We start from the raw sequence: 12,670 nt of genomic DNA on the forward strand, positions 1-12,670 counted from the left end.
TCGTTAAAAATAGGGATAACCCTTGATATTTCTTGATGTTTTCAAATTATTTCAGGTATCTTGATTAGGCGATCCCAAACCTGAATGACTATGAAAATTCCCTTTTCGCTGTGTTTGATATTTTTTTCTTCCTGGTTTTTTATCAGTTCCTGTGAGGGTGAAGGAATCTCTAAGAAATCAAATGTATTACTTATCATCACGGATGACCAAGGCTGGGGAGATTTGTCATTCCATGGCAATGAGCTGATCAAAACCCCCAATATTGATTCCTTGGCTTCACAATCTATAGTTTTTGACAGGTTTTATGTTTCTCCGGTATGCGCCCCCACCCGTGCAAGTCTACTTACGGGACGTTATCATCCAGCGACGGGCACCACTTGGGTGACACACAGGATGGAAGTGATGAGGGAGGACGAAATGACGATTGCGGAGATACTCAAGCCTGCGGGTTATCGGACAGGATTGTTTGGAAAATGGCATCAGGGAAAACAGTTTCCCCATGATCCTATAGGGCAGGGCTTTGAGGAGTTTTTGGGATTTACAGAAGGTCATCTTAACAATTACTTTGACAGCAAACTCACGCATAATTTTGAGGAAGTTACTTTCGAAGGTTATTTGCCCGATTTCCTGACTGACAAAACGATGGATTTTATGGAAGGAGAAGCTCCTTTTTTCGCGATGCTTTCCTATAATACTCCCCATAGTCCTTTTCAGGTTCCTGACCGATATTTTGACAAATACAAAGCCGAAGGACTTAACGACAAGGACGCGACGGTTTACGGAATGGTCCAAAACATTGATGACAATGTAGGAAGACTGATGTCTTTTCTCAGGCAAAGCGGGAAACTTGACAATACCATAGTCATCTTTATGACAGACAATGGTCCCAATGGATTCCGGTTCAACGGCGGCATGAAAGGGACCAAAGCCCATTTGGATGAAGGAGGGGTGAGGGTTCCTTTTTTTATGCGGATTCCCGGTCAAGATACTCAAGTGATCAAACCTTGGGCAGCACATATAGATGTCCTACCGACTTTGATGGATATTTTGGGAATTGAGATTCCTAAAGAAATTGAAGTCCATGGCAAAAGCCTTTTGCCTTTGATCAAGAGTAATCCGCAATGGGAAGACAGGTACTTTTTTACCCACCATGTCAACCGGGATTTTGATACGATTCCCGGTGCGATCCGGAATCAGAAGTATCTTTTGACCCTGCAAAACAACAAAAAAGAGCTCTATGATCTGGAAAACGATTATTCCCAAACCCAAAATATTTTCGCTGAAAATCTCCGATTGGTCGATATTATGGAGAGGGAATATTTGGCTTGGTTTCAAAATGTGACTAAAAATGGTGTAGAGCCTCCATTGATCCAAGTTGGACATGCGCATGTACCCCGAATAGAACTTCCGGCACCTGATGGGAAAATGACGGGAGGGGTCAGTTTCAAGGGAAAAATGGGATGGGCCAATGATTGGTTTGTGGGATTTTTAGCAGAGGCCGATCGGGTATCTTGGGACATTGAGACGGTGCAGGACAGTGACTATGAGATTTATCTCCAACTTTCAAATACTTCTTCTTTTGGGTTATTCCTTGAAATGAATGAAGAAGCATGGGTTATAGAGATTTCTGAGGTTTATTTTGCTGAGGAGATTTCAAGTCCGGATCGGGTTCTGCGGGGAGAAGTGTATGAAAAGCATTGGCCGTTGGTCCATTTGGGTAAAAAGAGGTTTGAAAAAGGGCCGCTGAAACTTACCTTAGGGGCAAAAGGGGCAGTGGATTCTGGCCTTGAGATAAAGTCAGTAATTTTAAAAAAGGTTGATTGAGAAAAACCAAAAGATACTATGAATAAAATATTTGCCTTGTTATTGGTAGGCTTGATTTTCACTGAAACAGCCAAAGCCGAAATGGATAGCCTAGTATCCAATCAGGAAAAAGGAAGACCAAACATTATTTTTATCATGTCGGATGACCATGCCTATCAGGCCATTAGTGCCTATGACGACAGGCTAATCCATACCCCTAATATCGACAGGATTGCCAAAAGCGGAATGCTTTTTTCCAATGCCTGCGTGACCAATTCCATCTGTGCGCCTTCCCGGGCGACAATTTTGACAGGGAAGCATTCCCATCTCAACGGCAAAACTGACAACCATTTCCCCTTTGATACGACCATGGTCACTTTTCCCCAACTGCTAAAAGCCAATGGATATCAGACTGCCATGTTTGGGAAACTGCATTTTGGCAACAACCCAAAGGGCTTTGATCAGTTCAAGATTTTGCCCGGTCAGGGGGCTTATTATAATCCGACATTTATTACCAAAAACGAAGGTACTATCGAGGTAGAGGGATATGTCACTGACCTGATTACAGACTTTACCTTGGATTGGTTGGAGAATGAAAGGAAGGATGAAGAGCCGTTTTTTTTGATGTATCTCCACAAGGCTCCGCATCGGGAGTGGTTGCCTGCTGAGCGCCACATAGAGGAATTTTCCAAAAAAACATTTCCTGAGCCGGTCACCCTATTTGACGATTATTCGGGAAGAGGTGCTGCGGCCAAGGAAGCTGAAATGAATCTTTTGACCCATATGAATTGGTCAGGGGATTCCAAGCTGTATCCTGAGGTAATGGATCAGTTGGGGATTCCTGATGCGTCGGGTTGGGACAAAGGGGCTTTTGAAAGAGAGGTGGGAAGAATGAATGCGAAGCAGCGAGCCAATTGGGACAAGGTTTTTGCCCCAATGAATGCTTCATTTGTCAAATCATATCCCTCTATGAATGAGGTAGATCAAATGAAGTGGCGGTATCAAAGGTACATGCAGGATTACCTTGGAACCATTGCCGCTGTCGACGAAAATGTCGGAAGGGTTTTGGATTACCTTGAGGAAAATGGTTTGATGGAAAACACCATCATTGTTTATACCTCCGATCAGGGATTCTACCTTGGCGAACATGGTTGGTTTGACAAGCGCTTCGTTTATGATGAATCCTTCAAGACCCCACTGATGATCTCATGGCCGGGAAAAATACAGCCTGAAAGCAAGTCTGATGAGATGGTTCAGAACCTCGATTTTGCACAGACTTTTTTGGAAGCAGCCAGCATCGAAGCCCCATCAGACATGCAGGGAGAAAGCCTTATGCCTTTGCTGACAGGACAATCGGACAAGTGGAACAGAGATGCTGTGTATTACCATTATTACGAGTACCCCTCTGTCCACATGGTCAAAAGGCATTATGCCATCGTGACCAAGGAGTACAAGTTGATCCATTTTTATTATGATGTAGATGAATGGGAATTGTATGACCGAAAAAATGACCCTAAAGAAATGAAAAACGTCTACGGCGATCCTGCATATACAACTGTAAAAAAGAAGCTTCATGGAGAATTGGAAGGCCTTCGAATAAAATACGGCGACTCTTCCCAAATCAGCCAACAACTACTCGAAAGATACCTGAAAGAGGTAGAGGATACCCATGGGTCTTTTGTCCGATCCTATAAAAAAGTTGGGAATGAATAATTTTATTCCTGTTTGCCTTTGACCCTATTTAAATTTCAATGATGAAAAATACCGGTATCTGCTTCCTGATCATTTGGTTGGTGGCCTTGTTCAGTTGTGCCAAAACAGACCAAACCAAAGAATTTGCTGCCGAAACCATCATCTAAGTCAGCGCATCGGTAGGTAATTTTCATAAGGTATAGGCCTAATAGGTAAGATAGATATATAGAGAGGAATGGAAAACTAAGTTGCACTTACCCGCCTTTCTGTTATGATGACAATAAATTGGTATTTAAATTTAATTCCGGGCTGAAGCCTGAAATATCAAACAGAGCTTGGTCTTTCCTAATATCTGCTGTAGAATGGGTGACTATTGGCAAATGAGTGGAAAGCAACTTTAATTTTATAAACTAATCCGAATTCTTTTTATTAAAATTAAGAAGGGATTTATTTTTTTAAGATTTTTTTAAAATATTTCCAATTTTAATGGGGTCATTTTTAATTAAATCACCTCTTAATATTAGAAACCCGAATAACCACAAAACCTTTATGGTCAATAAACCCCATAAAACCAAACTTTCTTTTGTTGTTCCTTTCACTCATTCTGAATCAACCAAAATTTTTGAGAAAAAATCTGATTTGGAGGTTTGGAATTCTTTTAACAAAGGTGAAGAAGCAGCATTCAATTACATCTACAGGTGCTATACTCCTATACTTTTCAGTGTTGGAATGCAGATTACTGGCAACGTTGATTTGGTCAAGGATGGTATCCAAAATCTTTTTATTGACCTGCGGAGGAAAAGAGGGACACTTTCAGAAGTGGTAAGCATCAAATCTTATCTTCTCAAATCATTGCAGCGGGATCTGTTTCGGACTATGAAGAAAGAAAACAGTCAATCCATCCAAAGCATAGAATTACCGGAGAATGCATTTCTGATTGAGGTTTCTCATGAGACTAAAGTAATCCAGATGGAATCCGAAAATGAAATAAATACCCAGTTGAAACAGGCCTTAAACCAACTGACTCCAAAACAGCGGCAAGCGCTGATTTTATTGTATGAGGAGGGAATGAGTTACAAGGAAATCGCAGAAGTCTTGGAATTCAATCAAGTCAAGACTGCAAGAAAATTGGTCTACAGGGCAATTGAAAGCTTAAAGCAACTCTTGAAAAATTGAAAACCTATTATACCTATTGCATATTTTAAGCATTAATCTTATCCAATGAAATTCAAAGATTACGACATAGAGCATTTTCTCACAGACGAATTTTTTATCCAATGGGTAAAAAATCCTGATGAGAATAACCAACATTTTTGGGAAAAATGGATCTCGGAGCATCCTGAAAAACGACAGGTTGTACAAAAGGCAGCGTCTGTCATCCGGTCCATTCAGGCTGAGCAAAACAGCGGGATTTCTGATTCGATGTATGTGGATATGTTTGAGAACATCATCCATGCAAATGAATGGAACAGAGATCAAACTTATAAGGCCGATCAATCCAATCCATGGTTTTCAATTTTTTCTATCCGAAAAATAGCAGCCACTTTTGTCATCGGATTTTGTATGTGGATTTCTTATGAAGGCATGATCAAGGGAATAAAGATAGAATCAGAGACCTTAGAAACAATGGTAGTTTCTAAAGCCAACCCTGCAGGCAAAAAGTCCATTTTATTGTTGGCTGATGGGACAAAAATCCATCTGAATGCTGCAAGTAAAATCTCCTACCCGGAGGTATTTGATGACAACCTCAGATCGGTCAAACTCGAAGGGGAGGCATATTTCGAAGTAGCTAAAGATGGCAGGCCATTCATAGTATCGGTCGGGGACAATGCGATCAATGTGCTTGGAACCTCTTTTAATGTAAAGGAAAATGGAGATGGCTTAGCTGTCGCCTTGGTTGAAGGAAAAGTGAGGGTCAATGACAAACGGGGAAACCAAGTTTTGCTGGATCCCAACGAAATGCTCGTGATAAGAAAGGATGGTAAATTCTATAAATCGGGATTTGACCAAATGGAGATTGCCGGTTGGAAGGAGATGTATCTGGTTTTTAACAAGAGCAGCTTTGAAGAGACCACATCCAAGATAGAAGAATGGTACGGGGTAGAAATCGAAGTGAAAGGAAAAATCAGCAAAGACTGGGTGTATTCGGGACAATACAAAGGTGAAACCCTGGAAAATGTATTGAGAGGAATTAGCCATACCTCGGGATTGAAATATGAATTAACAGGCAAAAAAGTCAAGATAACCAAACCATAAAAACCATGACAGACAAGAAGTTAGATTCAGGATAAAAAGCAAAAGGCAGAAGTAGTTCTGGGGGGAACTGTTTTTCTGCCTTTCCAAGCCTCTCTTCACTTGGTAGCACGGAGAGGCAAGAGTTCAAGTTTTGACCACTTAAACCATTCAATATTATGAAAAAAAATATACAGAGACAACTTATTATGCTCTCCAAAAGACTTCTATATGGATTTATCATTCAGTTGTTTTTCTGCAGTGTATTGATTGCAAATGACAGCAATGCCCAAAGGAAAACCATTGAAAATGTAAAAGTTAAAATCGCGCTGAAAGACAAACCTGTCCGTGCGGCTTTTGATTTAATTGAAACCAATACTGACTTCCGTTTCACATACAATGACAATATGATTGACTTCAATCAATCTGTGACAATCGCTGAAGCCAACCAATCTGTTTATAAGGTTTTGGAAGAAATCTCCAAACAAACCCAGATGAGCTTTGTGCAAGTGAATGATAACATCCATGTGAATGCCAAAAAAAGGCGAAATGAGGAGGGAAGTATTCAAATAATTGAAGGTTTTGAGGTCACCGTGAGCGGTAATGTAAAAGATGTCAAAAATGATCCATTGCCTGGGGTTTCCATCATTATCGAAGGTACCTCGATTGGAACTGTCACTGATTTAGATGGGAATTTCGCACTTGAAGTGCCTGAAGGAGGGGTTTTGGTATTTTCCTTTATTGGATTTGAGCGGCAAAGAATAAGAATTGATAACCAGTCCAACTTAGATATAGTGTTAAAAGAAGATGCAAGGGCTTTGCAAGAAGTAGTCGTAATTGGGTATGGTGCGGTTCAAAGAGCAGATATTACAGGATCAGTAGCTCAGATTTCCAGCAAGGATATTGATGCGTTACCTGTTCCAAATGTTCAACAAGCGCTCCGCGGTAGAGCTCCTGGGGTAAGAGTAATCCAGAACTCAGGTCAGCCAGGATCTTCTGTTCAGGTTCAAATAAGGGGAGGAAATTCGTTTTTAGGAAGTAATCAGCCCTTGTATGTTGTTGATGGATTTCCTTTAGCAGGAGGAATTGATTTTTTAAATCCTTCAGATATAGCCTCAATAGATATTTTAAAAGATGCTTCCGCCACAGCAATTTATGGAGCTAGAGGTGCAAATGGTGTTGTGATAATTACTACAAATAAGGGAAAAGAAGGAGTTCAAAGAATTTCGTTGGATAGTTATTACGGCGTTCAGCAAGTTGCAAAGAAATTTGACTTGATGAATGAAAGCCAATTTGCGGAGATTGCCAATGAATTGGCAAGGAATGATGGCAGACCTGAGGTTTTTGACCTCAATAACCTTCCTAATATCAATACTGACTGGCAGGATCAGATATTCCAATCTGCTCCAATTCAAAGTCATACCCTGACATTTGATGGAGGAAATTCATCCACAAAATATTCAGTTTCCGCCAATTATTTTGGTCAAGATGGAATTATATTAGGATCTGGGCTTCAGAGAGGTTCCTTGAGAATGGGATTAGACCAAGAGGTAAAAAAATATCTATCAATAGGTACAAATATCGTGGCTACAAGACAAATGACTGATATTGTAAATGCTGATAATGGTCATAGAGGCAGCGGTATTCTCTCTGCGGCATTTGTTTCACCACCTACTGTGGCACCCTTCGATGAGGATGGAAATTTCTCAAATGTGAACAGGTATTTTTTCAGTCCTAATGCCCTTCAAAACCCTTTACTATATGCTGAGATATTTAACAGATCCACGAATTCCAATTTGCTTGCAGACATTTCGATGAATTTTAAAATCACTGATGATCTGTCATTTAAGGTAATTGGGGGGATAGAACAGGCATTTATCGAAAATGATTTTTATTCTCCTTCTATTGTTCGGTTGTCATCTCCTTCAGGAAATGCCAGTACTTCAATCATAAGGAATGTGTCATATCTTAATGAGAACATTTTGACTTATAATAAATCATTTGGTAATCACAAACTTAATTTGGTGGGAGGGTTTACCTTTCAGGATTTCAGAAGTAAAATCAACAGATCAAGTGGAAGTGGTTTTGTAACAGACCTTTTGTTAAATAATAATCTTGGAGCAGCACAGCTAACAGACCCCAATTTTTCGGATTTCTCAGAATGGACCATTTTATCTTGGTTGGGAAGAGCTAATTTTTTCCTGAATGATAAAATTCTATTTACAGGAAGTCTTCGGGCGGATGGTTCCTCAAGATTTGGAGCAAACAATAAATGGGGTTATTTCCCATCGGGTGCAGTAGCATGGAGAATATCAGATGAGGCATTTATGAAGGATATTTCTTGGATAACCAACTTCAAATTACGGACAAGTTATGGGGTTACCGGAAGTACAGCTGTTTCGCCTTTTCAATCCCTAAATAGACTTGGAGTTCAAAGAGCAACTTTTGGCAATAATGATGTAATTGGATTTGTCCCAGCTGAGGTTCCCAACGATAATTTGAAATGGGAAACTACAGAGCAATTTAATATTGGAGTAGACTTTGGAATTATTGAGGAACGCTTCAGGCTGACAGCTGATTATTATGTGAAAAATACTCGGGATTTGTTAGCAAGGGTTACACTACCGGGTTCAACTGGTTTCAATTCTGTTTTGGTAAATCTTGGAGAAATTAGAAATCAAGGTTTCGAACTCGGAATTTGGGGTGATATATTAGTTAATGAATTCAAATGGGATGTTTTCGGCCAGATCTCTTTCAATGAAAATAAAGTGATCAATATCGGTGGGAGTGATGTATTTGGAGGTGGCTTAAGTTTGCCCTTTGGTTCACCCATAAATATTGCCCGAGAAGGTCAGCCTTTAGGTATGTTTTGGGGATTTGTAGAAGATGGTCTTAATGAAAATGGATCAATCAAATTTCAGGATTTGAATAATGATGGTGTTATTAATAACCAAGATCAAACAATAATTGGAAATCCATATCCTGATTTTATCTATAGCTTAAATAATAATTTTAGGTATAAAAACTTCGAAATGAATGTGTTTATCGAAGGGGTTCAAGGAGCTGATTTATTTTTTGCAACTGGAGGATCTATTTCCAATTCATTTAATACAGGAGAGAATCAATTGGTGGGTGTATACAATGACAGATGGACGCAAGAAAATCAAAACATCAATGCAGCTAATCCAAAAATCAGTGCAAGCACAATATTTAGATCTTCAGACAGATTTATTCATGATGCTTCCTATTTAAGACTTAGAAATGTTAAGCTAGCCTACAATTTACCTTTCTCAAAATGGAATATCAAGGGAATTACAAACGCACAAGTCTATGTGAGTGGGCAAAATTTAATTACTATCACCAGCTATCCTGGACTAGACCCTGAAGTTAATACAAGAGGAGGAACCGGTGATTTACGGATAGGGATAGATGAAACAGGCTATCCTATGGCAAAGTCTTACACACTTGGATTAAGAATCGGTTTCTAATCATTAAATTTTAATCAATATGAAAAAATTATATATTCTTCCGATTATATGTATCCTCTTTACCAACTGTATTGGTATATTAGATGAGGATCCTAAAAGTTTCATTTCCAGGACCAATTTCTACAGGAATGAATCCGATGCTTTTGCTGCATTACATGGTACTTATGGTACCTTAGGTAGCGGTTCATTTCCAACCATTTGGTTTATGGCTTTGCTAGAATGCCGTGCAGATTATTCCGATGGTAGAGGAAGCCAAGTTTCAATCAGTAATTATTCTCAACCACTTGATGCTTCTAATCAGGTAAGGGCTTGGAATTCTTACAATGAGATTTATCAGGGAATCAACCGTGCAAATGCCGTTTTGGACAATGTACCTGCCATAGTGATGAACGAAAATACTAAGAAGCAAATCTTAGCTGAAGCCAAATTCTTGAGGGCTTTTTTTTATAGTAATTTGGTGAAATACTGGTCTGGAGTTCCAATAAGAGAAAAAGAATTTACTGATTTTGCACAACTGCCTGCACCAAGAGCTTCAAGACAAGAAGTTTGGGATTTTATACTTAATGATTTAGAAGATGCCATACCTGATATGGTTAATAGCTTTCCTAATGGACAGGCAGGAAGGGCATCCTCTTGGTCAGCCAAAATGCTTTTGGCAGATGTTTATTTGAATCTCCAAAATTGGCAAATGGCAGCAGCTGTTGCTGAAGATGTGATATTAAATGGTGGCTATGAATTCGTAGCTATCAACGAACCTGATGATTTTCATCGAAAAATATATGGACCTGATGTAATTACCCATTCAGAGAATATCTGGTCAATTCAACATTCGGAAACAAATGGAAACACTATTGCACAATTCTTACATAGGACTCAACCTGGTGGTTATGGTGTAGGAGGATTTTTTGCATGGGTTCCTGTTATGACATCATTTCTTGGAACTTGGGATAAAAACGATTTTCGTCAAAACTATAATACCTATACCTTCACTACAGCACCCTCTGGACAAGTTATTCCATTGCCATCACCATCTCCACTTTTTAAAAAGTACCAAGATGGGACTGCTGCCTCAGGAGGAGCACATAGGAATAACGTACCAATTTTTAGGTTGCCTGAGGCTTATTTGATTTATGCTGAGGCGAGCGCCAGAGCATCTAACTCAGTAAGCCCATTGGCTTTGGATCGCCTAAATGCAGTCAGAAGAAGAGCTTATGGATATAATCCTTTAGCTTCCTCACCAGTTGACTATACTTCCGCTTTAACTTTTGATCAATTTATTGAATTGGTTTTACAAGAAAGGGGGTATGAATTCATCCTTGAAATGAAGAGATGGAATGATCTTTTAAGAACGGGGAAAGCAAAAGTTGTAATTGAAGCAACGGGAAAAACCTGGAGTGATGTAAGCTTATTATTTCCTATTCCGGTGGATGAAATTAACAATAATCCGGCAATGACTGATGAAGATCAAAATCCTGGATATTGATAGCATCTCCCTAGTAAAATCTACTAGGGAGACGTTTATCTTTTCATTCTCCAAATTTTGGTTCATTTTATAATGAGTAGATGAATCCCAAATATTTATTTTTTTTTAAAACATCTTAAAAAAAATCTATAATCTATGAAAACCTTGATAGTTAAATACTATAATTTAAAACTACTGTTATTCACGACTCTTTTTTTTCTAACCCTTGGATTGCATTCCTCATGTAGTTCAAATGGGGGTTCTGAGAAAAATGATTCAATATATCAATCGGAAATTATTATCTACGGTGGTACTTCGGCTGCGATCACTGCTGCCGTTCAAGCCAAAAAAATGGGCAAATCAGTTGTTGTCGTATCCCCGGATATCCACTTAGGGGGGTTGTCTTCAGGAGGTCTTGGTTTTACAGATACAGGGGACAAGTCAGTAATAGGTGGCTTGGCAAGGGAATTTTACCACAGGATTTTTATGCATTATCAAAATGAAGATTCCTGGAAATGGCAGAAAAAAGACGAGTATGGCAATGTAGGACAAGGGACTCCGGCAATTGACGGGAATGCTAGGACAATGTGGATTTTTGAGCCACATGCGGCAGAAAAGGTCTTTGAAGATTTTGTCTTGGAAAATGATATTCAGGTATTCAAGGATGAATGGCTAGATAGAAAAAATGGAGTTCAGTTAGAAAATGGCAAGATCATTTCTATCACTACCCTGTCAGGAAAAACCTTCGAAGGGAAAATGTTTATTGATGCTACCTATGAAGGGGATTTGATGGCCGCAGCCAAAGTTGGGTACCACGTGGGTCGTGAATCTAATGAGACTTATGGTGAAACTTGGAATGGGATACAATTTGGGGTGTTCCAACACAGGCACTATTTTAAAGAGCCAATAAGTCCATACATAATTTCAGGAGATCCTTCAAGTGGCCTTTTGCCCGAGATTTCTGATTCGCAATTGGCAGAAAATGGTACTGGGGACAATAAGGTCCAAGCATATAATTTTAGAATGTGCCTCAGTCAAAATCCTGATAATAGTATTCCTTTTCCAAAACCCGTTGGATATGATCCTTCCCGATATGAATTGTTGGCAAGGGTTTATGAAAAAGGATGGACCGAGACGTTTGATAAATATGATCCGATACCTAACCTAAAAACCGACACCAACAACCATGGCCCTTTTAGCACGGATTACATCGGGAAAAATTATGCCTATCCTGAAGCCAGTTATGAGGAACGCAAATCCATTATAAAAGAACATGAGGACTATCAAAAGGGTCTAATGTATTTTATAGCCAATGATCCAAAAGTGCCTGAAAATGTCAGGGAAGAAATGAATAAATGGGGTTTGGCTAAAGATGAATTTATAGACAATGGAAATTGGCCTCATCAGATTTATGTTAGAGAAGCCAGGCGCTTGATAGGAGATTATGTCATGACGGAACATGATGTGTTGGGTGCAAAAGATGTTCCACAGCCAATTGGAATGGGTTCCTATGCCTTGGATTCCCACAATATTCAGCGCATTGTTACAGCTGAGGGATATGTACAAAATGAAGGGGATATTGGTGTAAAACCAAAGGAACCTTATAGCATTTCCTATGGAACCATTATTCCGAAAAAGGAGGAATGCGAAAACCTGTTGGTAGCTGTTTGTGTCTCAAGCTCTCATACTGCTTTTGGATCCATAAGGATGGAGCCGGTGTTTATGATTTTGGGACAGTCAGCCGCTACTGCAGCTGCATTGGCGATTGATGATAATGTTTCTGTTCAAGATTTGCCCTACGCGAAACTTCAGAAAAAACTTCAGTCCGATGGACAGGTGATGGTGCTTGAGGAACGACTTAAATAAAAGACATCATCATGTTTGAAGTACTACTTGAGACGATTAAGCAATAGAGCCACTTTAAAAATTAAACAAATCCAATTTTAAGATATGGATTGTTTTATAAATGTGTTTAACAATATTCAGCATGAAA

At 39.3% G+C, this 12,670-nt stretch carries 7 protein-coding genes; all 7 read left to right on the top strand.

Annotation, left to right across the window (positions count from 1 at the left end; genetic code table 11):
* Positions 1–90 precede the first annotated feature (90 nt).
* The 7 genes from MMU07_RS18370 to MMU07_RS18400 all read left to right on the top strand — a co-directional run bounded on the left by MMU07_RS18370 (position 91) and on the right by MMU07_RS18400 (position 12,543).
* Positions 91–1,824, top strand: a complete 1,734-nt coding sequence (locus MMU07_RS18370; RefSeq protein ID WP_241128066.1) for an arylsulfatase — start codon at positions 91–93, stop codon at positions 1,822–1,824.
* 81 nt (positions 1,825–1,905) lie between these two features.
* Complete coding sequence (locus tag MMU07_RS18375) at positions 1,906–3,516, top strand: sulfatase family protein (protein ID WP_241128086.1); 1,611 nt, start codon at positions 1,906–1,908, stop codon at positions 3,514–3,516.
* 528 nt (positions 3,517–4,044) lie between these two features.
* Entirely contained in the window at positions 4,045–4,671 is a 627-nt protein-coding gene (locus tag MMU07_RS18380) for an RNA polymerase sigma factor (RefSeq protein ID WP_241128067.1), read from the top strand.
* 45 nt (positions 4,672–4,716) lie between these two features.
* A complete protein-coding gene (locus tag MMU07_RS18385; protein ID WP_241128068.1) occupies positions 4,717–5,751 on the top strand; it encodes a FecR family protein in 1,035 nt (344 codons plus the stop codon).
* A gap of 155 nt (positions 5,752–5,906) precedes the next feature.
* The gene (locus MMU07_RS18390; protein WP_241128069.1) at positions 5,907–9,215 is read left to right on the top strand and encodes a SusC/RagA family TonB-linked outer membrane protein; all 3,309 of its coding nucleotides are present in this window, start codon (positions 5,907–5,909) and stop codon (positions 9,213–9,215) included.
* Between the two features lie 19 nt (positions 9,216–9,234).
* Positions 9,235–10,698, top strand: coding sequence for a RagB/SusD family nutrient uptake outer membrane protein (locus MMU07_RS18395; RefSeq protein WP_241128070.1), 1,464 nt, complete (start codon positions 9,235–9,237; stop codon positions 10,696–10,698).
* A 135-nt stretch (positions 10,699–10,833) separates the two neighbouring features.
* Positions 10,834–12,543: an FAD-dependent oxidoreductase gene (locus MMU07_RS18400; protein ID WP_241128071.1), complete on the top strand. Its 1,710-nt coding sequence runs from the start codon at positions 10,834–10,836 to the stop codon at positions 12,541–12,543.
* Positions 12,544–12,670: the final 127 nt, after the last annotated feature.

Origin of the sequence: Cognataquiflexum nitidum, from assembly GCF_022538055.1 — a bacterium.
In the GTDB taxonomy this organism is placed as follows: Bacteria; Bacteroidota; Bacteroidia; order Cytophagales; family Cyclobacteriaceae; genus Cognataquiflexum; species Cognataquiflexum nitidum.